A 25,035-nucleotide genomic window follows, 5' to 3' on the forward strand; every position below is an offset into this window, starting at 1 on the left:
TCTAAAAAAATCTAGATAAAGAATTATCAAATTATGCGCTTAAAGAATTTTCCAGAAGTGGTCAAAACAATATTGAAACCATTGCCCAAAAAAGATTATCCAGTTCTGGACACATTTTCATTTGTATCAGTGTGGTTACAGTATGTCATGGATAAAAGTATAGTGAGTATGAGAGATTTATTTCAAAGACTAAATAATCAAGGGATAGATTTAAAAATATCAAATTTTTCCAAGGCAAGTAAAAAGAGAGATACTCAAGTATTTTTGGAGATAATAACTGAATTAAACAATCAACTGAGAAAGAAAAAAGGAAAGGAAGAAACCCAAGCATTATTTCCTATAGATTCAACAATTATTACATTAACAAGTAAATTATTATGGAGTCAAGGATATCATCAAGTAAAACTATTTTGTGGGTTAGATAGTTTGACATCAGAAGTTGGTGGAATGGTGATTCATTTTGGGCAAGGACATGACCATAAATATGGACAAGAAACAGTAGAAGCAATTCCGTCAAAAGGAGTAGGGATAATGGATAGAGGATTTGCATCCTCCGAAAGAATATCTGAATTAAAACAACAAAAAAATAAAGCTTTTGTCTTAAGAATTAAAAATAATGTCACTTTAGAAATGCTAGAAAATGGTAATTGTAAAGTTGGCAAAGATGAAAGAGAAGTGGAAATTAGAGTAGTAGCATTTTGTGATATAGAAACTAAGAGTGAATTTCGTTTAGCAACAAACTTATTAAATGAAGGAGAAGAGCAAGTTAGTAATCAAGAGATTATGGAAATTTACATACAAAGATGGCAAATTGAATTGTTATGGAAATTCTTAAAAATGCACCTCAAGTTAGACAGACTTATGACAAAGAATGAGAATGGAATTAGAATTCAGATAATGTGCTGTTTAATCGCTTATTTGATATTGCAACTAATAGAAATACCGCAAGAATTTGGCAAAACTTTATTAGATAAACTCCGTTATCTTCAGTCCTATATGTGTCAGGAAATAAGTTATGTTCATTGGTTTAGAAAACTTATTTGGATAAGATGAAAAATAGCACTTATAGGCTAAGTTTATTTCAATATGTAAAGTTTTATTACGCTATTCAACATTTCTGTATCAGAAAAAACCTCACTTAAATAGTATTCAGAATTTAGATAAACTCCAAGAAATAATCTCGTTTTTACCTATAGACTGGGAATTATTAAAAGAAGCATCTACACTTTGGGCTTCTGCTCGTAGTCAAGGAATACCAACAGCAGATAATAAAAGTTTGGATATTGATATTATTATCTGTAGTCATTGGCCCACCAGAAAACTTTTGAATTTCGTCAAATTGATATGGAATTACTAATTTTCCATTCTGATTGATAAATCCCCATTTGCCATTGAGTTTGATAGCTGCCAAACCTTCTGAAAAAGAACTTGATAGCATATCATCCTCATCACGATACTTGTCTGTGAGTTTTTTATCTAGAAATCCTGGCAAGATATTCTCGGACAAATCAGTTGAAGATTTATTGTGATCATCACGCTTGCTATCATTTGACTCATCAGCAATATTATTCTGTAAGGTAATACTTGTGTTCCCTTTAAGGTTGACAAAGCCCCATTTGTTTTTGACTATTACAGGTGCAAATCCTTCAGAAAATTTTCCTACTTTATCAAACTGAGGTTCAATAACCAACTGTGCAGCCTGGTTGACATATCCATATCCCTTACCGCTAAAATTGATGGGGTATAAGTTTTCAGTCTTGGTTTCATATCCCTTTTGCAACATACTCATGGGATATGATTTTTCAGTTTTAGATATTTGGACTATATGAAAAGCGATCGCACCTACCAATGCCAGCAATAATAAAATCAGCAGCCAAGACCTTTTCTGAAACACCATTAGTATATGTTCTCCTCAGCATTGGTAGATGTAACAACCAAATTTATCTACTATCCAGTAATATACAATACATTACTCAAACAAACATCCTGTAAATCCTGATTCTGACAATTATTAAAAAAAATAAACGCACCTTGCCAAAAAAGCCAAAGTGCGATATGTATTTAGTCCGCAAAGGCGGACTTTGATTGTGTAGCCGCGTTCGCGAAGCGTGCCGGAGGCATCTTTCTAATCGCCAAAAATTAGATATTAAACATCAATCTCACTCAATTCACGAGTGATATGATCAAAAGGCTCATCCACAAAAGCAGTATTAGCAATACCAGCAGCCGCTACTTGTTCCTTAACAATACCCTTCATTATCTGGATACCCTGAACAGTTGAACCAATGGGTACACCCAAGGAATTGTAAGTTTCTCTGAGTCCTTGTAATACACGCTCATCCAGAACATTCATATTACCAGCTACTAGCGCATAGGTAGCGTAGCGGAGGTAATAGTCCATATCCCGCAAACAAGCGGCAAAACGACGGGTTGTATAAGCATTGCCACCAGGACGAATCAATTCTGGTAGTTCTTCAAATAACTTTGCCCCAGCTTGTTTAACAATTGCGGCAGCATTGGAATTAATCGCTGCTGCGGCTTGGACTCTAGCTGTTCCACTATCAAAGTATGATTTGAGACTATCAATGGCATTCCGGTCAAAATAACGCCCGGTTACGTCATAATTCTTAATTAAAGTTGTAACGGCATCACGCATTCTTTTTTCTCCCAATCATTAGCTATCTATGATTTGATATTAATTTGGTTGCCATGAAGCACCAACAAGATTCTGTGCCAATTCACATAAAATAGACACTGGCACAAAAACTATCCATCTGCTATCTAAGGATTTTATGCCAAAGTTGACCCCTGATCATGAATTTTCTAGTTTTGTACAGATTAAGAAAGAAAGGTTAACATAACCTGTAATCCAGACAATCTGTAACAAACATGACAAAATCATGTCAAGTTAACTATTTACGATATTCCAGGTAGTGTATGACAACTTGGGTTAGCGTAACAAGATGAGGATGCTTGAGCAGACTCTGGGTTTATATTAGGTAATTGGCTACATCAGGAGTAAAGTAAAAATGACAACCCCAAAAGAAATCTTGAAGAAGATTCAAGACGAAAAAATTCAGATGATTGATCTGAAATTCATTGATACACTGGGAACTTGGCAACATTTGACCATGTACCAAGACCAGATTGATGAAAGTTCATTCTCTGACGGTGTACCTTTCGACGGTTCTAGTATTCGGGGTTGGAAAGGTATCGAAGAATCTGACATGACCATGGTGCTTGATCCTAACACCGCTTGGATTGACCCATTCATGAAAGAGCCAACTCTCAGTATCATTTGTAGTATTAAAGAACCCCGCACAGGCCAATGGTACAACCGTTGTCCTCGCGTTATTGCCCAAAAAGCGATAGATTATCTAGCTTCCACCGGACTTGGTGACACAGCTTTCTTTGGTCCTGAAGCTGAATTTTTCATTTTTGATGATGTCCGCTACGACCAAACCACCAACTCCGGTTACTACTACGTTGATTCTGTAGAAGGTCGTTGGAACACTGGTAGAGAAGAAGGACCTAACCTGGGTTACAAAACCCGCGTCAAAGAAGGTTATTTCCCAGTTCCTCCCACTGACAGCTTTCAAGATATGCGGACAGAAATGCTGCTAACCATGAAAGATTGTGGCGTACCCATTGAAAAGCAACACCATGAAGTTGCAACAGGTGGTCAGTGCGAACTTGGGTTCAAATTTGGTAAGTTAATTGAAGCTGCTGATTGGTTGATGACTTACAAGTATGTCATCAAGAATGTTGCCAGAAAATATGGCAAAACCGTCACCTTTATGCCCAAACCCATTTTTGGTGATAATGGTTCTGGTATGCACTGTCACCAATCCATTTGGAAAAATGGTCAACCTCTATTTGCGGGTGACAAGTACGCTGGTATGAGTGAAATGGGACTTTACTACATTGGTGGTATTCTCAAACACGCTCCAGCATTGTTGGCAATCACCAACCCCACCACCAACTCCTACAAACGCCTTGTACCTGGTTATGAAGCACCTGTAAACTTGGCTTATTCCCAAGGTAATCGTTCTGCTTCTGTGCGGATTCCTCTTTCTGGAGACAACCCCAAAGCCAAGCGTTTAGAATTCCGTTGTCCAGACGCTACTTCTAACCCTTACTTGGCTTTTGCGGCTATGCTTTGTGCTGGGATTGATGGTATCAAAAACAAAATTCATCCTGGTGAACCCTTAGATAAAAATATCTATGAACTTTCACCAGAAGAATTGTCTAAGATTCCTTCTACTCCAGGTTCTTTAGAATTGGCTTTGGAAGCTTTGGAAAATGACCACGCTTTCTTAACTGAAACTGGCGTTTTCTCTGAAGATTTCATTCAAAATTGGATTGATTACAAGGTTGCTAACGAAGTTAAGCAAATGCAATTGCGTCCACATCCTTATGAATTCTTCTTGTATTACGATTGCTAATTACAACAATTACTAACGTACAACTAGTGAATTTTTTAGCCACCCTCTGGGGTGGCTTTCTTTTTCACTTAACTCATAGTCGCTTGGCTACGTCCATAAAGCGTCTGAGTAGCTGCATCCATTTTACCTTGAATGGGATTCCAGTAGTGAGATATTCCTTCATGCAAATTAAGTTCCTGTGCAGCCCGCATCAACATGGATTGTTGACGATTCTTAGCTTGCTGATGTTGACGTACAATTGATTGACGGGCTTTTTCTTGAATAGACATAACACTACCTACCTCCCTGTATTTATTTACTAAGGAATAATTTACTATTCCCTGCAATCTGATGATAACACAAAAATCTGTAGCGTAAACTACAGAATCTTAACAGAATCTTAACAGAATCTTAAATGAATAGGATTGATATGATTATATCTCCTCTATCCTGCTTGCATTTTCGATGAGAACATAAAATTCTGTAGCGTAAACTACAAAATGATATTTTTGTTATAAAACTTCATGAAATTGGTCAGTTGTCAGTTGCAAAAGAATATTTCTCTCCCCTACTCCCCCTACTCCCCTACTCCCCTACTCCCCCTACTCCCCTACTCCCCTACTCCCCCTACTCCCCCTACTCCCCTACTCCCCCTACTCCCCTACTCCTCCACTATGGATAAATCAAAATCTTATAAGTTTCCGCCGTGGGGGCGATCGCTTGGTCTACGGCTTGTGATAAATTTTGGAGGGGATAGCGATCGCTAATTAAGGCTTTCACATCAATGCGGCGATTAAATACGATGTCCGCAGATAGGCTTTGCAGGCGGTAGGATGAGCTATAACTGCCCATTAAGTCTATTTCCCGACGGTAGAGAGTATTGGGGTTAATGGGGATGGTTAACTCGTCTGGGAACTCCGCAAAGAAGAGAATTTTTCCACCTTTGCGAGTGCAGTCTAAAGCTTGGAAAAATGCTTTGTCACTGGGAACAGCTAACAAGGTGACATCAACACCCATTCCCCCAGTTAAAGCTTGAATTTTGGTAGATAAATCAGCGTCACGGGCATCAAAAGCCGCTTCTGCGCCTACTTCTAGAGCTTTTTCAATTCTAGATGGCAAGAGGTCAGTAGCGATCGCTTTCGCTCCAAAATACTTCACCAACATCATAAACATTAACCCAATGGGACCTGCACCAGTTACTAATACAGTTTGTCCAGGTGCAATTTCAGCTTTTTTCACCGCTTTTAAACAGCAATTAGTGGGTTCAACAAAACTCGCCTCTTCAAAACTGATATCATCAGGGATGGGAATTAAGCCACCATTTTCGACAATGTGGGCTGGAACTTTCACATACTCCGCAAAACCGCCACCACTGGCGTTAAAACCTGCGGTAGTCGAGATATTTTTATAAACATCGCACATGGAAAAATTATCATTTAAGCAATAGGCGCAACGCATACATGGTATATGGTGCATCACCGCTACCCGTTGTCCTACTTGCCACCCTTTTACCTGTGAACCAACAGCCGCAATAGTTCCAGCGGTTTCATGTCCAAATATGCGGGGCGGTTCATACAAAGGATAACGAATCTTTTTAATATCTGACTGACACAAACCCACAACCCTCACCTGTACTAGCACTTCATCTGCGTCTAGGGTAGGAACTGGGACTTCTTCGTAGGATAATTGATTTACGCCTCTAAATACTTGTGCTTTCACGTTGGTTTTCCACTATTCAACGTTACTAGATTTAACATTTTGTGGGTGAGGTTAAGTTATGGAGTTTTATCTTTCTGTCTTTTAGCTTTTTCTAATTGTGTTTCTAAGCTTTGTTCAAAAATTTGGAATGCTTCAACATCTGCTGATGAAAGATATCCCCCGATTTCGCCATTTTCAAGTCTGAGAATCTCATCACGATTGTCTTTAGCAGTAATTGTTAAAATTTCCCCTTTTTGCCAAAGACTATATCGCTTACCTTCATAGTACCGCCCACCATCTGGTGCTACTTTACCTAGTTTATCTAATGTTTTTTTGGCACTTTGCACAATTTCGTCACCATAGAATTGGCAGCGAATAGTACGAGTAAATTTTGGTACTCTATTCTTTCTATTTAAATTAGTTGTTTCTAACTTGTCAATAATCTCAGGAACACTTTTTGGATCTTTAAGCTCATTAGACTGTTCCCAAATAATTTTAATCATTGTTCCTGGATTTTGCTCATCAAGGTACACCAAAAAATCATCTGCGTGCCAAGCTTCAATACCCCAAGGAGTTAAAGCTTGTGTGGGAAAACCATCCATGTCAACAGTAACAATAACTTTGGCCTTAGCAACTATAGCAGCAGCAATAACATGATGATCCCTTGGATTGTTGGTCATTGCTGCTATTAACTGTGAAGGTACTTCCACCATCGCATCAGGAAAGTTTGTCTTGATTTGTTCTTGAAAGTATGCTGCTTGAGCATCAGTTATTCTTCCATTTTTTATTAGGTTGCGAGTAGCACCATCCAGAATTTCTTGTGAAAGATGAAGTTCGTATAATTCTGCCTCAGCAGCACGCATCAAAGTATCACACAAAGGCATAGGGTAGATAACACAGGAATCTAAAATTACAGAGAGTACCATTTTACTGATCTAATTCGCTACTCTCATCATCATAGAACCCTTCAGCTTCCAAAAACTGAGTAAATTGCTTAATTCCTTCCCTACGCTTAGTATCTCGTTCTTCCTTATATTTCATCAAATCATCAAAACGGACACGGCGATGTGTTCCTACCCTAATACAAGGAATTTCACCTTGATCTAATAACTTAATCAGGTAAGGACGGGAAACTTTAAGAAGGTCTGCTGCTTCTTGTGTTGTCAATTTTTGCTCTTGGGGGACTATAGAAATGACCTTACCTAAAGCCATTGCATGAACAGCTTGAAGTAATATCTTATACACTGAGTCGGGAATAATAATTTCTTGACCGTCTGCTGCTACTAATTTTGGTTGAGAAGGTTGAGCTTTGAGTAAATTTTCCAGGTGTTTGATTGATAACTGTTCCTCTACTACATGAAAATGAGACTTAATTGCCTCTACAGGCTGGTTTTGGACAGGCATGATATTCTTCATAATGGTTAGATTTGTGATATATTATTGTATTTAGATAATATCTTTTATTTTCACTAAACGCAATATCCGAAACGATAATCAGGGTAAGTGGTTTTTATCTGTATAACTGCTATCTAACTAAAGGTATGAGAATTTTGTTAATCACCTGTAATAGAATAGATATTAGATTTTGTCACCTCTGAATAATTACAAACAAAATGTCAATAAAATATTTTTAATTTTTATCACAATTTTACATATCTGTAAATAAAAATACAGATTAATAAATGATTTTTATGGGAGAATATACATAAGAAACAATTGTTTTTACTTAAAAAATAAATGTAATTTTTAATCAAAATACACAGAGAACATAATAATGGCAAAATGCCTTTATCTTCAATTTCAGATAAACTATAATTGAGAAAATTGGCAGTAATAGATATTTTCAGCTTTTCCATATTTAAGAAAAGTAACTTTTGTATTTCCAGGTTAAATATAATTACTAATTGCCATAGTCAAATCTAGGTTTATCTATATATTTTATCATGCAGATGCACCATATAGATCATGATCTGCTGTCTAAATCCCGATTGTTCAAATCCTCAAAATCCAGATCATCATCAACTTTGTCAAACTTGTCACACTCCGTTAGTGCCACTTTTGAGAAATCGGTTTCGTGTCCTCCGTGTTCTTTCTGATGAAGGCGGATTTGGCAGAACTTATATATCCGAAGATATTGATAAATTAAATGAATTATGTGTAGTTAAACAACTAGCACCAAAATTTCAAGGTACTTGGTCACAAAAAAAAGCAACTCAACTATTTTCCGAAGAAGCCAGACGACTGCAAGAATTAGGAGAACATCCCCAAATTCCCACACTTATAGCTTATTTTCAGCAAGATAATTGTCTGTATTTAGTACAACAATTTATTGATGGTCAAAATTTATTTAATGAATTGAAATCTCGAAGAATTTATAAAGATTGGGATATTCAATCTATTTTATTAGATTTATTACCAATTATCAAATTTGTGCATCAACATGGAGTAATTCATCGTGATATTAAACCAGAAAATATTATTCGTCGAAAAACTGATGGGAGATTAACACTCATTGATTTTGGTTCTTCCAAACAGTTAACTGCACAGGTACAGCGAAAAAATGGTACTTCTATCGGTTCACATGGTTATTCTCCCATCGAACAAATTAGAGATGGAAAAGCCTATCCCGCAAGTGATTTATTTAGTTTAGGCGCTACTTGTTTTCATCTATTAACAGGAATTTCTCCTTTTCAATTATGGATGGAATATGGTTATGCTTGGGTAGAAAATTGGCAGCAGTATTTACGCTTTCCTTTGAGTTCAGACTTATCAGAAATTATAGATAAATTGCTTCAAAAAGAAATAGATAGTCGTTATCAATCTGCTGATGAAGTAATTAGAGATTTGATGAAAAAACATAATCATATTCTGCCAGCAGCGAAGCATAAAATCATAAAATCACCTAGAAAAAATTCTCAACCACACTCATCAAAATATACTTGGGTTAGAAATTTAATTTTCATTTTTGTGATAGTTGTCTCTTTCGCATTAGTAGAATCCGGTTATCGAGAATTTCGCAAATTAAAAACTAACTTTTCATTTAGTTGGAGTCAACCTCGCAATAGTCCACCCACATTTGCAACATCAGAAAAAAATTTGTCTTTAGTCAATACTTTCTCTGGACATAAAAGCAAAGTTTTGTCAGTAGTTATGAGTCCAAATGACAAATTAATTATCAGTGCTGGGGATTGCGAAAAAAGTAATAACAGTCTATGTCATAATATTAAATTATGGGATATCATTACAGGTAAAGAAATTGCTAGTCTTCAGGGACATTCCCAAAATGTCAATGCAGTAGCTATCACTCCTAATGGTAAAGCTTTAGTTAGTGCTAGTGATGATAAAACTATTAAGATTTGGAATTTACAAACAAATCAATTAATTCACACCTTAAAGAGTCATACAGATGCGATTCATAGTTTAGCTATTAGTAGTAATGGTAAAATTCTAGTTAGTGCTAGTGATGATAAAACTATCAAAGTTTGGAATTTAATCACAGGTAAGCTAATTCGCACTTTAATTGGTCATAAATATTGGGTGCGTTCTGTAGATATTAGTCCTGACGGTGTTACCTTAGCAAGTGGTAGTTTTGATAAAACGATTAAATTATGGAATCTTAATCAAGAAGCACCAATTCTGAATTTAGCTACCAGTTCACAAACAGTTATAGCTGTGGCTTTTAGTCCTAATGGTAAAATTTTAGCAAGTTCCAGCCGCGATAGCGTAAGCGCTGACCGAAGGTATCGCACAATTAAATTATGGAATCTGCAAACCCTCAAAGAAATTCGGACTCTCATGGTAGAAGATAATAGTGTTAATACTATTGCTTTTAGTCCTGATGGTAAAATTTTAGCAAGTGCTGGACGAAATATTTCTGAAGAACAAATCTATCACACCATTAAACTCTGGAACGTAGCTACAGGAGAGGAAATACTAACATTGACGGGACATAGTAATGCTGTCACCTCCCTTGCTTTTAGTGCTGACGGGAAGTTTCTAGTTAGTGGTGGTGAAGATAATTTAATTAAAATTTGGCAGATTCCAGTCAATGATGACAAAAATTTTCCCCGTCGAGTTTTGGTACTTGATAAAAATAAATTTCGGTAGGTTGTGAGATTACGGATTATAACTCTACAACGTCCCCGATTCTAGTTGATCTAAATATATGAAATCAGGAGACTTAACTCCAGCTTCTTGTCTAATTTTCACGAGTTTGGGAGATTCAAAAAACCGTTTTGCATCTTCTATTGATGTCCATGATGAAAAATGCACTATTTTATTGGGATTACTTTCGTACTTTAAAACCTGATATGCTATTTCTCCAGCTTCCTTGCGGATATCGGTAGCATCATCGAAAACCTTTTTCCATGCTTCATAGTCTTCAACTTCATGGATAATCAATACATATTTCATAATTTTGTTTAATTGGTAGTGTTTATTGATTAGCTGAATAAAAGCTTTGAAAAGCGTAGTCAAATTTTACAATAACCGTCTGGGAATTAATTTTTAGTCTAATAGCAAAAGTCGGTTTAAGCCGACTGGAGGACTTTTATTTTTATTCAAGAAACTTCTGAAGCTCATCCCTATTAGACCACTTCACTACATTAGATACAAGATTTAACAAAGTGATATTATTTTCATTCCACAAATCTGTACTATCATCAATTAATGAAATAAAGTTATAGTTACTTTCCTTTAAATCACTAATCTCAGACCAAGTAGTAAAAACTTTATCTACTCTCATTCTCGCCGTTCGACGAAGAGGTGTACTAAGTGTATTAATTAAAGTATTACCATTAGGACGATAGACACAAAAATCTACAGTCCTATCAGTTCCAGACATTCCTCTAAATTTTTTGTTTCTTTCAACATTTAAGTTCTTCTTATTTAAAAACTCTGTTACTTCTTCAGTAATAGGCTCAAAAGTTGGTACTTTTAGTTTCGTATTAGTATCAGCAACTCTAATTATTGCTTGAGATAAACGAAGAACTGCATCAGCTAAATTATCATCTTTTTTTAAACGAGTAATTAGCATCCCATTAAATTGTTCAATTCCATGAGTGATAACTATATCTTTAATAATTATTTCTTGGTTTTTTGATAGGCTATAAGCAGCAGTTTGTAAATAAAGCCAACCAAAAGTTTCACCTAAGTCGGTTAATACATAGGATTCTTCTTTCTCTTTTAAAAATAAATCTATTACACTACCATCAGGAAGAATAAAAGGAGTAGATATTTGCACAAATTCATTTACAGGTGAGCAAGCAAATAGCCCTCCAATAGTTTGATTAATTTTTTCACAAATATTGAGTGTCATAAATCTAATGCTAATACTTGTGGTCTTTGCATGATCCCATTATGTGTTATTTTCGATTCCAAACAAAACTGCTCCCAGACTCCTATTGGATCATTGGCTAAAGCAGTAATATCATCTGGAACATAAGCTTTTCTATCTCCAATAAATCTATCATTAAAATAGTCATTAACCCAACGATGCTTATGCTTTCTACCTATTTTTACACGATCAGGATTCTCATGGTCTTCACCTAAATCTAGACCGTATATTCTATTACCGAAATCAAGATGAATAATTGCGTAACTAAGCTTATTGGCAAAAGAGTTATACCAACCCTTAATAATAAGTGGATAAGACTCATCTGATACGATTTTAACGCGAAATTCAAAAGCAGGAGGGTTTCTTTTATTTTTATCCCATATAATGTCACCCTCAACAAATTTATTAGGATCTAATATAAGGGTTTCAAATTTTTCTTGACTTAACATTAATTAACAAATTTGTTTTTTCCATAATAAATGAAAATATCATACTTAGAAGCGATAATCATCAATTTTTTATATTTTTCACTAAAGACAGGATGAATCTATCCACTCATTAACATTTATTCAAATATGAAATCCTCTGATAACTCTTCATCAAGATCAACTTCCATACCTTCAGTAAGCAATGAAGCACGACGATACAATTATTTCAGCATCACTTTTAATAGCTGCTGCTAAAACATGGCGATCATCTGCATCTGGAAGTTCTAATTCATCAATTAATTGTTCATATTCTGTTACTAAACAATCTCGAACATTTTGATTCATTAAATTTTTGGTTCTTTCTAACTGTTTATAAGTCAGATCAGGACGATTTTTTAAAACATTATTTATCCATTCTTCATGAATTTTATCAGTCCATTTTGCCTGAAATAAATCAGTTAAAGCTAACCACATCAAAAAATCCCTGAGTGGTGCAGGATATAAAACACAAGCATCATAAACAACTATCAAACCACTTGCTTGCATTTAATATCCCATATTTAATTCTTGAGCTTGATTTGCTAATTCTGCTAAAGTTTCTCTACGTTTAGCATCAATTATATTTTTATACTCTATCAAATCTTGATAGAATATTCTGCGACGATTTTCGACTTTATGACAAGGAATTTCATCAGAGTCTAATAATTGAATCACATAAGGATGAGAAACATTGAGAATTTTAGCCGCTTCTTGTGTGGTTACTTGATCAGCAGTAGCAAGATTTGCCTTTCTATTTCTAGCTATAAAATCTAAAAAGGCTTTAACAATAGAATTATCTTTCATATCTTTCATAATTGGGTTAAATATTTTATTCATCCCTAGTGTTTCTCCCTTTTTGTGATAAACAACTATGTACTTACTGGAACGATTTACACCTGTACGAGAAGAATTTGCATTGTTGCGAAGCTTCACTTTCATTACTTGCAATGATTTATATACCCATTCTCAATAGTACCAGATTTTTCTAAAAAAGTCACCTACAAAATTATTTATTCTTCAATTAATTTGTATAGCGTCTTAAAGAAAAAAGGAATATGATTTTCAACAATACAATCTTGTTTTGAATAAAATTTACCAATTTCCAAAGATAATTGTTCTCTAAATTTATATGGTGAATGCGGCCAATTATCATCTGGTAAAATTTGCTTCCAATATTCTTTAGATTTAACCAGCATTAATAACGCATTTATTAATTTATTTTTATAATCTAAACTTTGATTATTTTCATACTCTTCTTCCCAAAAATATTGAAATTTATCTATTTCCATATCATCAAAATTAGAAAGGTGACTAATTCTCTTAATTACTCTTGACCAATGAATTTGTAAATCTGCATCATTAGTCATATCATTAACCATATCTAAATAAATATTTTCTAAATTAACAGGAGTTTCTTTATATAAAGGAGAAATAATATATTGGTTATCAAAAACTTCCTGAATATCAGGTTTTAAAAAGTAAGCTTCCTTATGAATTAAACCAGTAACCCATATACGATGATGGTTTAGAAGCGTTTCATTAATCTTTGTTTCATTATAAATGCTATAGAAAATATCATCCGTATTTTTAAACTTGTAATCTTCTTTTATATCTGCAAATTGAATATCTAAATCTACAATCGCAAAAAGTTTATCAGGATTTAAAAATGATTGGCGGCTATCAGCATTATGTAAATCTAAAATTCCAAAGAATGTATTTAAAACATCATTTCTATCTCCACAATTAAAAAAAATTGGTCTATATTCCTTCCACCATGTTGGTACACAAGCATTATAAAAATTAGCATCTGGCATTTGTTCCATTTGCTTATATAATTGCGGTGAGCGTCTACCTTCTACTTTTGGGGGAATAAGACCTTCGCAGAGAATGACAATTTTATTTCTAATTCTGCTATCTCGAATAATCTTTAAACAATGTTCTTTTAGTTCCTGCTCATTAAAACTCATATTCTTAATTAGGTTGATTATTTAATTTTTCTTGCTTGTAATTTTGGATCTAATTCCTTAACATGAGCAGGTGTAACTGCATTACATAATTCATAGGAATGAGTTGCGAGAATATATTGATTAGTCGCACCCCATTCTTCTAAATCTCTAACTATTTGATATTGCCAATCTGGGTGAAAAGATATTTCTAATTCATCCATTAATACAATAGCATCTTCTATTTTATTATGTTTTAACCACATATATATACATAATCTTTTTAATTCTCCATGACTTAAATCTTCTGGATAAAGTTCTGTTTCATCACCATCAATTTTAAAATTAATTCCAGATAAATCAGGTTGTACATTAATTTTCTTGTTACTTAAAAGATTATTGAGTTCATCTAATAGTTTTACATAATTATTACCATAATTTCCTCTTTGTTTTACAGCTTGTGCAAAATCATCATTTCGTGCTTTTTTAAAGACTTCAATCAGAATATCTATTGATAGAAAGTCATAAGTAAAAAATCCAGGTAATTTAGAATTAGCTGTTTTAATTTGTTGATAATAGTTAGTTTGATTGTTTGCTTGAGTTTTAAATAGTGACTTTCTGTTATCTGGTTGTAGAAATAAAAATATTTGTGAAATATGAGCAGTTAGAAATATTTTATTTGATAATTCAATTACAAACTTACTTACATCATGTATATCATCTATTCCATCTACTTGACAAACTAATCTCTCTATAAAATTTTCGGCGGACTGAAAATTATAAATAAAGAATAAACTAATATATTTTTCTAATTTTTCTTCATAAAAACTAGTTAATTTAACTTGTTCGTCATCTTGATTTAACGAATTAACAATATAAGATTCACTATGTAGATCATCTTGATTTAACAAATTAACAATATAAGATTCACTACAAATAAAAAAATCAAGTGTTACAGTTTTATTACCATCCCAAATATCAATGATAGCTAATTTTCTTTTACCAGATTCATCATTAACATGAAAACCATCTAGTAAATTTTGTATAAACTCCACTCTATCAGGATTATGAGAACAGTGTAACAAAACAAAAATCAACTGTAACAATGTACTTTTACCCCCTCCATTTTGACTACCAAGGGGAAAAATGCGCGGAGTAAATTCCTTCTCAAAATTAATATCTACATTTTTCAAAGCCCGAAAATCAGGTACTTGGATTCTTTGTATGTTCATAAATAAATATAGTGTTTTAACTTTACAAGTAGACCATGCCCATTATACTCCCTTTCCAGTGCAATATTACTTATTTTCTTCCTCTAACATACCTATAAGATACAAGGTTGGGTTGACGGAAGGAAACCAAACATCAACTAACAATAATAAATGTGTTGGTTTGCATTTAACCTAACCTACAAATTACTAATTGCTACATACAAGATAGTTGAAAATATTGTATCATATATGTATCGTCTATATAGTTTATTTAGTCATGAACGTCTTCGATATCTACTCAAAACGGCAAAAAAACTTATGGGAGATGTCCCTGATGTGTATCAGTATGATAATATTCCTGGGACTCTCCGTGTACAGATTGTTCATATTATAAAGGATCTTATTGGTGTTTATGAGACAAATAAAAGTGAACAAGTTTTTCTGGATATTCACAATATAATATGTCGTGAACATGGCATATTAAGTTTGGGTTCAGATATCTCATTCATGTTCAATGTGCGAAATAATATGCTATATACTAAAAGAGTATTGAATTTTATAATAGAAGCGGAAGAAATAGAACAGGTTCTTGATAGCGTTGAATTAACCTTTAAATTTTTTGAAAAATTATATAACAAAGGTGATACAATAAAAAATATATCAAATACAATTGATCAATTAATCAAGGAATTGAACTTTAGATTTAGGGAACATGGAATAGGCTATCAGTATGAGTCAGGTGAAATTATAAGAGTTGATTCTCAGATTATCCATACTGAAGCAGTCAAGCCAGTTTTACAATTATTAAGTGATACTCGATTTCAGGGAGCAAATGAGGAATTTTTGAAAGCCCATGAACATTATAGACATGGGAATTACAAAGAATGTCTCAACGAATGTCTCAAAGCTTTTGAAAGCACCATGAAGATAATTTGTAATAATCAAGGCTGGAATTTTGAACCTACTACAGATACAGCCAAAACACTTATTAAAATTTGCTTTCAAAATCATCTAATTCCAATTTATTTAGAAGATCAATTTTCATCACTCAGGCAAGGTCTTGTAGGTGGTATTCCTACTATAAGAAATAAACAAGCAGCACATGGACAAGGTTCTCAACCTGTTAATGTTCCACAATATTTTGCAGCTTACCAGCTTCATCTAACAGCAAGTACAATTTTATTTTTGATAGAAGCTGAAAAATCCCTTCCTTAAATACTAAAAACACATATTTTGTAGGTTGGGTTGACGCAAGGAAACCCAACATTAATCAACAATAATACATAAGTTGGGTTGCATTTCATTTAACCCAACCTACAAACTCAATTTAACATAACATTAAGATGATATACCCAATGTATTAGTAAGTTAAATTTAACTCTAGTTGCTTCTCTGGAATATCTTGTAATATTTGAGAATTTAACTTGTTAACATCTTCAGTCTTTTTCGTCGCATCACGAATAATTTTTTGTATAGTCTTAACTGATAAGTTACTTGCATTTTTACTATTAAAAAATACATGAGAGTCTAAATTTGAATTATTCTTCATTAATTGAATTTCTTGCCATATTGATGATGAAATAACCTTGCCAAATACAGCTATTTGTCCAGTAACTTCGTCAGTCATGAAATCACACCATTTAAGTTTGTGTAATTCATTAAACTCTAAACCTACTGAATTTTTAAGTTCGCATATTAGATAATTACGCCGTTTTGTATCTAATTGATAACCACTGTTAGATTTAATAATGATAGGTTCATTAGTGGCATTTTTGTCTTCTGTTTGGGTAACTGCAATATCACCTATTTCTGTTACTTCTACTGAAGTATTAACAGGAAATATTAGATGACTCACATTTGCTATTTCATGGTCTTGACTGGAGATAGAATCTTCTTGAACTGCAACTGAATATAAAAACTTAAATATGTCTCTGTAGGTTTGCTTACCAACTCCTTCAATTTTACCTAAATCTCTAAATCTTTTTATTGGTAAAGATTCTAATATTTTCCTTGATATATCATTTTTTATACCTAATTTATCAGCCCAGAAAGTATTTTGTTTATTGTTCAATAATTCAGTCATCACACCTTCAATTCCAGTTGCTTCTGATTCACGGTCAAGACATATATATATATCTATATTAAGGTTTTGAAGATAATTCTCCATTATGGTTTGAACATCTCTCCAATTCAATCCTCCTTTATCGCAGCCTAGTTTTGGAAAAGCAATTGATTGAATACATCCTCGTTCATAATTTTTGGCAAAATAATCTAAACCTTGTTCTATCCATTCAATTTTTGAAGGATATTTCCAATGATTTTTTGTGGGAAAATTCATTATCCAAGGATTACCATAAGACCGATATAAATATGGTTTACCAATTTTGACAGACTTGCTTTTGCATCTTTCTACATAATCTTGAAACATTTCTGGAAAACGCAATTGACATTCTAGTGCTAATCCTGCTCCCATAACACCTACGCAATTGACTGTATTGACTATAGTTTGTGCGCCAACATTAAACACAGTAGTATCAGTGTATTTTAACATACATATCCTCAGAAAAAATATAGATTTCGATTTATCTCCACTACAATATTAACATCTATTGAAAGTGAGTCAATAATAGCTCTAACTTGTTCGACTTGATTTGGTAAACAACAAAATATCTTCAAAATCTTGTTAATATAAACTTTAGGATATACCAGAATTTCAGCACATTTTATTCTTTTACCATCAGGAATATCATTCCAATATCCTGCATTAATTATATCCCAAGGTAGATTATCTAGTAAAGATACACCTCGATAGAATTTAGTATCAAGAGAAGCAGCATTACCATCGGAAAATATTGTTGTTGACTGAAAAAGTAAACAAGGATCTACACCAAGAAAAACTATTTGGTTTTGTATTTCTCTTCTCACATAAAGCATGGGATTTCTTGGAGAAAAATAAAAAGGTACATAATTATGTAATTCTATATCATTAATTATACGATTACTTCTGAGATACTGTACAGTTGGATCAGATATATCTGTTACCAGACCTAACTTATGAGCCTCATTATGTGATAATAGTCCATATTGTAATATGGAAGGTAGATTGCTAATAGCGGTCATATGATAAAGGTACTTGATATTATATCCCACATTCCGCACCCCCAAGTGTCACACCCCAAGAAAACCGATATATTTAGTACATAAGAACTAATACCTGTGAGGGGTGATTAAAATTTATTGAGGCTAAATAGGAATAATTACTATTAAAGCAGATATATAGTCAATAAAACGACTAAGTACGAAATTTTGATTCTGAGGTGATTGTAATGGAAAACCTAGTCCAGAATCATTGAAAGCTTTATCCTCAATGACTATAAAAAACTAAAAAAACGTTTTAAATCAACAGAAAAATGAGAACATGGTAACAGATACTTATATGGAGTTTCTGTTACCATGTTTAGTACAAAAGACCTGGAATTGAAGAAGATAGACCATTTAGGGATAGTAGCAGGAATAGTAGATTCAATAGGGATTGTAGAAATAATTAATAATTTAGTAGGTTCAGAGCCAGGAGAAAAAGTCAGTGCAGGTCAGGTGGTAAAGGCGATGATTTTGAACGGCTTAAGTATGATGTCACAGCCGTTATATATGTTTCCAAAATTCTTTGAATTAATTGCTTGTGAACATTTAATTGGTGTAGGAGTAAAAGCAGAATATCTCAATGATGACAAGCTGGGGAGAGTATTAGATAAATTATTTATAAAAGGACTAGATACAGTATTTTTAGCCGTCAGTTTAAATGCAGTAGAAATATATCAGATATCACTCTCATCATCACACTTGGATTCAACATCATTTCATGTACATGGAGAATATGAAAATAGTTTACCATCAGTAATATTTGAAGATTCAAAAGAATCAGGTTCATTAGAAAAAGAAAATGAAGAGAGTCAATCACCTCAAGCGATAAAGCTGACTTACGGTTATTCTAGAGATCATCGTCCAGATTTAAAACAATTTATTACACAATTAGTATGTTCAGGAGATGGAGATATACCAATATATATAAAAGCAGTATCAGGGAATGAAGTTGATTCTAAAAAATTTGGAGAAATCGCAGTTGAATATCAGAAAAGAATACAAGTTGATAGTTTGATAGTAGCAGATAGCGCATTATATACAGAATCAAATATCAAGTTAATGTCGAGTCTCAAATGGTTAACCAGAGTACCCTTAACGATAAAATCAGCAAAAAACTTAGTGATGAGTTTAGCAGAATCGGAATTTGTTAAAAGTGAAAAAGCAGGATATTCTTATGCCGAGAAGAAAATAACTTATGGAGATATAGAGCAAAGATGGTTAATCGTACAAAGTCAAGATAGAAAAAAATCTGACTTAAAGAAATTATCAAAGAGAATAGAAAAAGCTTTGACTAATACTCAAAGTAAGTTAAAAAACCTATCGCAAGAAAAATTTGCTTGTGCGGCTGATGCTAGAAAGGAATTAACAAAAATAAGTAAAGAATTTAAATATCATCAAGTAGAAAATATTGAAGTTATCGAAAAAAGTCCTAAAATCAAAGAAGAAAATCAATCAAAATACTATCAAATCTTAGCAACAGTTGTTGAAAATAAAGATACTATTGAGCAAGAAATGTCAAGTGCAGGAAGGTTTATAATTGCCACCAATGTTTTATCAGAAAAGGAACTGAGTAAAGATAAAATGCTGTCTGAATATAAAGCGCAGCAATCCTGTGAAAGGGGATTTAGTTTTCTCAAAAATCCTTTATTTTTAGCAGATAGTATTTTTCTAAAAAGCCCAGAAAGAATAGAAGCATTGGCAATGATAATGGGGTTATGTTTGCTAGTTTATACTCTAGCACAAAGAGAAATTAGAGCAGCTTTAAAATCTTTAAACTATACTGTAAAAAATCAATTAGGAAAGGCCATAAACAATCCAACTATGCGGTGGATATTTCAATGTTTTCAATCAGTTCATCTTGTGACTTTTCAAGGAAAAAGAGAATTTTATAATTTGACATCAGAAATGAAGTACATTCTCCTATTCCTCCCAGAAGCTTGCCGTAATTACTACAGATATATAAGTTGATTTATCAACATTATTAATAGTTTAATTATACAATTTGACTCATTGATTTTATTAATGAGTTTAAGTTTTAATGCTGTTTTTAAGTTTATTTCTAGAAGGATATAAGTTATGATTAAGTCTTGATAGACTAACAATAAAATTATATTATATTTTCTGCCAGAAACCACCCTCATTCTTTATTGCTTCTTATTGAGAATGTATCTGAATCAATTTTCCTATCTAAAATTTGTTTTTTTATAGATAAATGTATTCTTTTACTCATTTTTCATCAATTTACCTCCGTAATCACCGTTTGTGACAGTCAAGGGTGCGGAATGTGGGTTATATTTTTCAAGATATTGATATGGGAAATTGCTATTCATGTTTTTCTATCTATAGTTTAAGTTGTAGGTTGGGTGGAGGTGCGAAACTCAACACCACCCATCAGTATGTTACCATAAATGTTGGGTTGCATTTTATTTAACCCAACCTACAAAAAACCTAACCCAAAACGAAATTCACCAACTTACCAGGAACAACGATCGCCTTTTTAACTTCTTTACCTTCAAGATAACGTTGTCCAACCTCCGACTCCCGCGCATATTTTTCCAATTCCGCCTTATCAGATTGTGAAGGAACTTGAATAGCACCGCGAGTTTTACCCATAATTTGAATTACCAAAGTAATTTCATCAGCTATCAAAGCCGCAGGATCAAAACTTGGCCAAGTTTGGGTATGCACAGAACTTTTATTCCCCAATAACTGCCATAATTCATCACTAATATGCGGTGCAAAAGGCGCTAACATAATCACCAAAGTTAGAATCCCTTCGGCGTAAATTGGCGAATTATGACAATCAGCATCAGTTAAGGCATTACTTAACTTCATTAATTCCGAAATTGCCGTATTAAATTGATATTCATCTACCACATCTTCCGTAATTGCTTGAATCGCAATATGAATGGCGCGACGCAAATCTTTTTCGGCTTTATTTAACTTATCAACTTCCGCTTTTTGCTGACAAACTCCCGCAGCAGCATAATCTGTCACCAACCGCCAAACGCGATTTAAAAAGCGGAATTGTCCCTCAACATCAGCCTCATCCCATTCTAAATCTTTTTCAGGAGGTGCTTTAAATAAAATGAACATTCGCGCCGTATCAATGCCATATTTATTAATTACATCTTCCGGTGCAACACCATTTCCTTTTGATTTAGACATGGTAGCATAGAGACGTTGTAAAGGTTCTCCAGTTTGTGGATCTACAGGATTATTAGCATCAACTAAATTGGAAGGAATCCATTTATCCTTACCACCTTTATTTGGGTTCATGTAAGTTAAACCCTGTACCATTCCCTGAGTTAACAGCTTTTGAAATGGTTCATCAAAGTTAAATAAACCTCTATCTCTTAATACTTTGGTGAAGAAACGCGAATACAATAAATGTAAAATTGCGTGTTCAATTCCCCCCACATATTGATCTACGGGCATCCAATCATTTACTTTACCAGAATCAAAAATCTTTTCCTCATTCTTGGCATCAGAATAACGCAAGAAATACCAGGAAGAATCAATAAAAGTATCCATTGTATCGGTTTCCCGTTTCGCAGGAGTACCGCAAGTTGGACAAGGCACATTTACCCAACTTTCCAATTGTGCTAAAGGTGAACCACCACGACCACTTAATTCAATATCTTCCGGTAATTGTACAGGTAAATCTTTGTCAGGGACAGGCACAATTCCACATTCAGGACAGTGAATAACAGGGATAGGTGCGCCCCAATAACGTTGTCGAGAAATCAACCAATCTCGGAGGCGATATTGTATTCTTAATTTACCAAAGTTGTGTTTTTCGGCAAATTCGATAATGGCTTTTTTCGCATCTACAGAATTCATGCCATTAAAGTCACCAGAATTAACTAAAATTCCCGCTTCTGTATAAGCTGCATCTAAAATGAAAGTGCTTTTTTGTTTCCGTTGAAATTCTTTTTCCAATTCACGTCTAGCTTGAAAGTAGTTAGTTTGTGAATCTGAATTACCAGTTTTCTGCCAAACTTTATAAGCACGTATTTGGATATCTTCTTCATTAAATCCAATTTCAAGTTCACGTTTAGCTTGAAAGTAGTTAGTTTGTGAATCTGAATTACCAGTTTTTTGCCAAATTTCATAAGCACGTATTTGGACATCTTTTTCACTAAAAGATGATTTTAAAATAGATGTTGTGTTGATTTTTTCTTCTGACACAATCACCACTTTGATAGCTAAATTTTGTTCTTTGGCAAATTTAAAATCGCGGACATCATGGGCAGGTACACCCATTACCGCACCTGTACCATATTCATAGAGAACATAATCTGCAATCCATAGGGGTACTTCTTCCCCAGTGAAGGGATTCACGACTTTTCCCCCGGTAGGAATACCCCGTTTTGGTTTATCTTCCGCAGTCCGTTCTAACTCGCTTTGGTTGCTGACTTCCTTGATAAAGGCTGCTACTGCTGCTTTTTGGTCTGATGTGGTAATAACCTGAGTTAAGGGGTGTTCTGGGGCTAAAACGACGTAACTCACGCCATAAACAGTGTCGGGACGGGTAGTATAAACGCCGATTTTTTCATCTAAGCCGACAATAGGAAATTCTAAATAAGCACCTGTGGATTTTCCTATCCAGTTGGCTTGCATTAATTTAACTCGTTCTGGCCAACCTGTGAGTTTATCTAAGTCATTTAATAATTCTTCGGCGTAGTCGGTAATCTTAAAAAACCATTGACGTAGTAATTTACGTTCAACTATTGCCCCACTGCGCCAAGAACGTCCTTCGTTATCAACTTGTTCGTTTGCTAATACAGTTTGGTCTATGGGGTCCCAATTCACTGCGGCTTCTCTTTGATAAGCTAAACCTGCTTGTAAAAATTGCAGAAAAATCCACTGTGTCCACTTATAATAATCTGGGGAACAGGTAGCAAGTTCAGTTTCCCAATCTAAGGATAAACCGAGACGTTGTAATTGTTGCCGCATTTGGGCAATATTTTGATATGTCCATTTGGCAGGGGGTACACCTCGATCAATGGCGGCGTTTTCTGCGGGTAGTCCGAAAGCATCCCAACCCATTGGATGTAATACCCGATACCCTTGCATCCGTTTGAGGCGGGCAATCACATCTGTGATTGTATAGTTTCGTACATGACCCATGTGCAAGCTACCGGATGGGTAAGGGAACATGGAAAGCGCGTAGAACTTTGGCTTATTTTGATCTTGAGGTGTTTTATCTAAGCCAAGTTCTGACCATGTTTTTTGCCATTTTTCCTCTATTGTGGCTGGTTGGTATAACGTTTTTTGGGGGGACTCCACAACTAAAACTCCTAATGCTGTTAGCTAATTTCGCTATTGTGGCATAATCTCGACTGCCGCGAAGGTATTGTGGCTAGAAATTAAATGTTCCACTCAATGTTCCACAAAAATTCGTTCTGAGGCAGGTTCTTTAACTAACGCGCTTTTTAGATAACTGGTTGATTTTGCCGACGTTTCTCCTTGAGAATCATCTTGACACCACCACCAGGACCTAATAATAAGCCTTTGCGAACAGGCTTAACTGGTTCGGTTTCCGCTAATTTTAGATGCCAATTAGATAGCACTTTTGCCAACACAATTTTCATTTCAAATAATGCAAAAGCCATGCCAATACAGCGACGATTACCACCACCAAAAGGTAAATATTCAGAAGGAGAAAATTGCCGTTCTAAAAAACGCTCTGGTTTAAATTGTTGAGAATCAGGATATAAATCTTGGCGATGATGGGTTAAATAAATACAGGGAACGACAATAGTTCCCGGCTCAAATTTTTCACCTCCAATTTCTAATGGTGATTTCACCAAGCGATTTAATCCTAACATTGCTACTGGATATAAACGCAGTGTTTCTGAACAAACAGCATTCAAATAAGGCAATTTGAAAATTGCATTTGCATCAGGAGTTTCACCCAAGCTATCCAATTCTGCTAATAGCTTTTCACGGACTCCTGATTGAGAATGAATCCAATATAGAGCAAATGCTAAAGAACTGGCTGTAGTTTCATGACCTGCGACTAACAAAGTCATCAACTCATCACGTAATTCTATATCTGTCATTGCTTCTCCAACTTCATCACGAGCAGCCATCATTAAAGATAGAATATCAGTCCGAGATGGATCTGGTTGTAATTGCCTTTCGTGAATTTCTGCATAAATGATATCATCTAGCTCTTGACGTAATCTTAAAAAGCGTCCCCAAGGACTCCATGCACCTAAATCCCGTCGCAAGAATGGAAACATAATCATTGCTACCCTGAACAAAGGTCTTTTGGGATTGAGAATAGCAATTAGATTCTGTTTGAGTTTGTCGTAACGTTCCCCGTCTTTCAATCCAAATACAGCTTTTAAAATTACCTGAAAAGAAATTTCTTGCATAGAAGACAAAATTGGAAAAACTTCCCCAATTTGCCATTTACTAGTTACTTGCTGAGTAATATTATTAATTAATTCACCATAATTTAGCATCCGTTCCCCATGAAATTGAGGAGTTAATAATTTTCGCTGCCTTTGGTGAGTTTTACCTTCTAAGGATAAGAGAGAATTTGGTCCCAAAAGCGGCACTCCCGATCCTGCGGGCGTACCAGAATCTAGCTGTTTGGGGTCTGTGGTAAAAATCTGTTGAATCCCTTGGGGATTGCTAATAAATACTTGTGGTTTAAAAAGTGGACCGATTCTTAAGGTGAAAGTATCACCATAATTTTTGGCGCATTCTTCCAGATATCCCAAAGGGTTTTTTACCCATTGGAATGTTTGTATCCAAGGGTGAGTGTTCGGTCCATTAGGTAGTTTTAAATTAGACATTTTG

22 protein-coding genes are annotated in these 25,035 nt (G+C 34.3%); 5 read left to right on the forward strand and 17 right to left on the reverse strand.

The genetic code is table 11. The annotated features are described in order from the left end of the window. The first annotated feature begins 33 nt into the window (after positions 1-33). The gene (locus AA650_RS19605) at positions 34-1,053 is read left to right on the forward strand and encodes a transposase (RefSeq protein WP_053537527.1); all 1,020 of its coding nucleotides are present in this window, start codon (positions 34-36) and stop codon (positions 1,051-1,053) included. Positions 1,054-1,207: 154 nt separating this feature from the next. On the opposite strand, the gene AA650_RS19610 is transcribed toward AA650_RS19605, so the two are convergent. Further along, positions 1,208-1,789, reverse strand: a complete 582-nt coding sequence (locus AA650_RS19610; protein ID WP_168636637.1) for a WG repeat-containing protein — start codon at positions 1,787-1,789, stop codon at positions 1,208-1,210. A 357-nt stretch (positions 1,790-2,146) separates the two neighbouring features. Then, on the reverse strand, positions 2,147-2,656 hold the full coding sequence (apcB, locus tag AA650_RS19615; protein ID WP_053540317.1) for an allophycocyanin subunit beta: 510 nt from the start codon (positions 2,654-2,656) through the stop codon (positions 2,147-2,149). Positions 2,657-3,029: 373 nt separating this feature from the next. Here apcB and glnA point away from each other — a divergent pair, with 373 nt between their 5' ends. Next, positions 3,030-4,445: a type I glutamate--ammonia ligase gene (gene glnA / locus AA650_RS19620; RefSeq protein ID WP_015080355.1), complete on the forward strand. Its 1,416-nt coding sequence runs from the start codon at positions 3,030-3,032 to the stop codon at positions 4,443-4,445. A gap of 68 nt (positions 4,446-4,513) precedes the next feature. On the opposite strand, the gene AA650_RS19625 is transcribed toward glnA, so the two are convergent. The 4 genes from AA650_RS19625 to AA650_RS19640 all read right to left on the reverse strand — a co-directional run bounded on the left by AA650_RS19625 (position 4,514) and on the right by AA650_RS19640 (position 7,538). After that, a complete protein-coding gene (locus AA650_RS19625) occupies positions 4,514-4,714 on the reverse strand; it encodes a hypothetical protein (protein WP_053540318.1) in 201 nt (66 codons plus the stop codon). A 382-nt stretch (positions 4,715-5,096) separates the two neighbouring features. Next, a complete protein-coding gene (locus AA650_RS19630; RefSeq protein WP_053540319.1) occupies positions 5,097-6,143 on the reverse strand; it encodes a zinc-dependent dehydrogenase in 1,047 nt (348 codons plus the stop codon). Between the two features lie 56 nt (positions 6,144-6,199). Continuing rightward, positions 6,200-7,048, reverse strand: a complete 849-nt coding sequence (locus AA650_RS19635) for a PIN domain-containing protein (protein ID WP_053540320.1) — start codon at positions 7,046-7,048, stop codon at positions 6,200-6,202. Between the two features lies 1 nt (position 7,049). Further along, positions 7,050-7,538 (reverse strand): helix-turn-helix domain-containing protein, encoded by a 489-nt coding sequence (locus AA650_RS19640; RefSeq protein ID WP_081424277.1) that lies wholly within the window; start codon positions 7,536-7,538, stop codon positions 7,050-7,052. A gap of 549 nt (positions 7,539-8,087) precedes the next feature. Between AA650_RS19640 and AA650_RS19645 the strand changes: the two genes are divergently transcribed. Further along, a complete protein-coding gene (locus tag AA650_RS19645; RefSeq protein WP_053540322.1) occupies positions 8,088-10,229 on the forward strand; it encodes a serine/threonine-protein kinase in 2,142 nt (713 codons plus the stop codon). A gap of 24 nt (positions 10,230-10,253) precedes the next feature. On the opposite strand, the gene AA650_RS19650 is transcribed toward AA650_RS19645, so the two are convergent. From AA650_RS19650 to AA650_RS19680, 7 genes are all read right to left on the reverse strand, one after another. Then, entirely contained in the window at positions 10,254-10,535 is a 282-nt protein-coding gene (locus AA650_RS19650) for a putative quinol monooxygenase (RefSeq protein ID WP_053540323.1), read from the reverse strand. Positions 10,536-10,677: 142 nt separating this feature from the next. Continuing rightward, a complete protein-coding gene (locus AA650_RS19655; RefSeq protein ID WP_053540324.1) occupies positions 10,678-11,439 on the reverse strand; it encodes a DUF1828 domain-containing protein in 762 nt (253 codons plus the stop codon). Beyond that, on the reverse strand, positions 11,436-11,906 hold the full coding sequence (locus AA650_RS19660) for a DUF6978 family protein (RefSeq protein WP_053540325.1): 471 nt from the start codon (positions 11,904-11,906) through the stop codon (positions 11,436-11,438). Before AA650_RS19660 ends, AA650_RS19655 begins: the two co-directional genes overlap by 4 nt. Before the next feature lie 171 nt (positions 11,907-12,077). Beyond that, positions 12,078-12,431 carry a PIN domain-containing protein gene (locus AA650_RS19665; protein WP_081424278.1) on the reverse strand — a complete coding sequence of 118 codons (354 nt, stop codon included), beginning with the start codon at positions 12,429-12,431 and terminating at the stop codon, positions 12,078-12,080. After that, positions 12,432-12,863, reverse strand: coding sequence for a helix-turn-helix domain-containing protein (locus AA650_RS19670; RefSeq protein WP_053540326.1), 432 nt, complete (start codon positions 12,861-12,863; stop codon positions 12,432-12,434). It lies immediately after the preceding gene. Between the two features lie 71 nt (positions 12,864-12,934). Further along, on the reverse strand, positions 12,935-13,891 hold the full coding sequence (locus tag AA650_RS19675) for a hypothetical protein (RefSeq protein WP_053540327.1): 957 nt from the start codon (positions 13,889-13,891) through the stop codon (positions 12,935-12,937). Positions 13,892-13,908: 17 nt separating this feature from the next. Then, a complete protein-coding gene (locus AA650_RS19680; RefSeq protein WP_053540328.1) occupies positions 13,909-15,099 on the reverse strand; it encodes an AAA family ATPase in 1,191 nt (396 codons plus the stop codon). 297 nt (positions 15,100-15,396) lie between these two features. Between AA650_RS19680 and AA650_RS19685 the strand changes: the two genes are divergently transcribed. Beyond that, complete coding sequence (locus tag AA650_RS19685) at positions 15,397-16,293, forward strand: STM4504/CBY_0614 family protein (protein WP_234413227.1); 897 nt, start codon at positions 15,397-15,399, stop codon at positions 16,291-16,293. Positions 16,294-16,438: 145 nt separating this feature from the next. Here the strand turns inward: AA650_RS19685 and AA650_RS26875 are convergent, their stop codons facing one another. Together AA650_RS26875 and AA650_RS19695 are read right to left on the reverse strand one after the other, a co-directional pair. Then, entirely contained in the window at positions 16,439-17,629 is a 1,191-nt protein-coding gene (locus AA650_RS26875) for a macro domain-containing protein (protein WP_081424279.1), read from the reverse strand. Between the two features lie 8 nt (positions 17,630-17,637). Next, positions 17,638-18,198 carry a DUF4433 domain-containing protein gene (locus tag AA650_RS19695; protein WP_053540329.1) on the reverse strand — a complete coding sequence of 187 codons (561 nt, stop codon included), beginning with the start codon at positions 18,196-18,198 and terminating at the stop codon, positions 17,638-17,640. A gap of 333 nt (positions 18,199-18,531) precedes the next feature. Between AA650_RS19695 and AA650_RS19700 the strand changes: the two genes are divergently transcribed. Next, positions 18,532-20,187, forward strand: coding sequence for an IS1634 family transposase (locus tag AA650_RS19700; RefSeq protein WP_053538824.1), 1,656 nt, complete (start codon positions 18,532-18,534; stop codon positions 20,185-20,187). Between the two features lie 480 nt (positions 20,188-20,667). Here AA650_RS19700 and leuS read toward each other — a convergent pair whose 3' ends face one another. Beyond that, positions 20,668-23,511 (reverse strand): leucine--tRNA ligase, encoded by a 2,844-nt coding sequence (gene leuS / locus AA650_RS28800; protein ID WP_053540330.1) that lies wholly within the window; start codon positions 23,509-23,511, stop codon positions 20,668-20,670. Positions 23,512-23,657: 146 nt separating this feature from the next. After that, on the reverse strand, positions 23,658-25,031 hold the full coding sequence (locus tag AA650_RS19710) for a cytochrome P450 (RefSeq protein WP_053540331.1): 1,374 nt from the start codon (positions 25,029-25,031) through the stop codon (positions 23,658-23,660). Between the last annotated feature and the right edge of the window lie 4 nt (positions 25,032-25,035).

Source organism: Anabaena sp. WA102, from assembly GCF_001277295.1.
GTDB classification, from domain to species: Bacteria; Cyanobacteriota; Cyanobacteriia; order Cyanobacteriales; family Nostocaceae; genus Dolichospermum; species Dolichospermum heterosporum.